The following is a 787-nucleotide window of genomic DNA, read 5'->3' on the forward strand; positions in this document are numbered from 1 at the left end:
TTTGTTATCGCCTCAAAGGATTGATACATAGTAACGTCCTTTTCTTTTATTTCAGATGTATAGTAACCCATCCTTGACAGTGGTATGTTTCAATATGTTTTAATCCCTGTTTGACATAAGCCTCCAAAACATGGTCATGTTGTTCTTTAAGAATTCCAGATAAAATGAGAGATCCCCCTTTTTGGAGTGCCTTTACCATTTCTTGTGCAAGTTCAATGAGAGGATTGGCAAGGATATTGGCAACAATAAGATCAAAGGGCGCACGTGATACAATTTCATCATGGGCAAAACCTATTGCTGTAATTGCCCTAATATATTTTTCTACGCCATTGAGCTGGATATTGTGTTGGGCAACTTGGATAGCTACCGGATCAATATCGGAGGCAAGTACAGAAATAGGTTTAAGCATTGCGATTCCTATGGCTAATATTCCACTTCCAGTACCAAGATCAAGGGCATTTTGTGGATTTTCATTTTGCAATATTTTTGCAATTATTTTCAAACAACCGGCTGTTGTTTCATGATGCCCTGTTCCAAAGGCCTGATTTGCTTCAATTTCAATAGGCAAAACATCTGGTGGAATGTCATTTCGGTGATGGCTTCCATGAAGAAAAAAAGGACCTGCATGCACAGGCTTTAGCTCTTCAAGACTCTTCTGTACCCAGTCAATATTGGGTAAAATTTCATTGTTAATTTTATCAGGATCTATAGAAAGGATATGTGCAAAACGTTTTGAAGCATTCTCTTGGTTTTCTTTATTTATATAAAGTGAAAGCTCATAGATGGC

1 protein-coding gene is annotated in these 787 nt (G+C 37.5%); it reads right to left on the reverse strand.

The features are described 5' to 3' along the window. Positions 1-46 precede the first annotated feature (46 nt). Positions 47-787, reverse strand: a 741-nt coding sequence (locus ACFINS_RS10055) for a 50S ribosomal protein L11 methyltransferase (protein ID WP_375706182.1), incomplete at its 5' end; no start/stop codon positions are given.

It is taken from the genome of Bartonella sp. AA2SXKL, assembly GCF_042197205.1.
In the GTDB taxonomy this organism is placed as follows: Bacteria; Pseudomonadota; Alphaproteobacteria; order Rhizobiales; family Rhizobiaceae; genus Bartonella.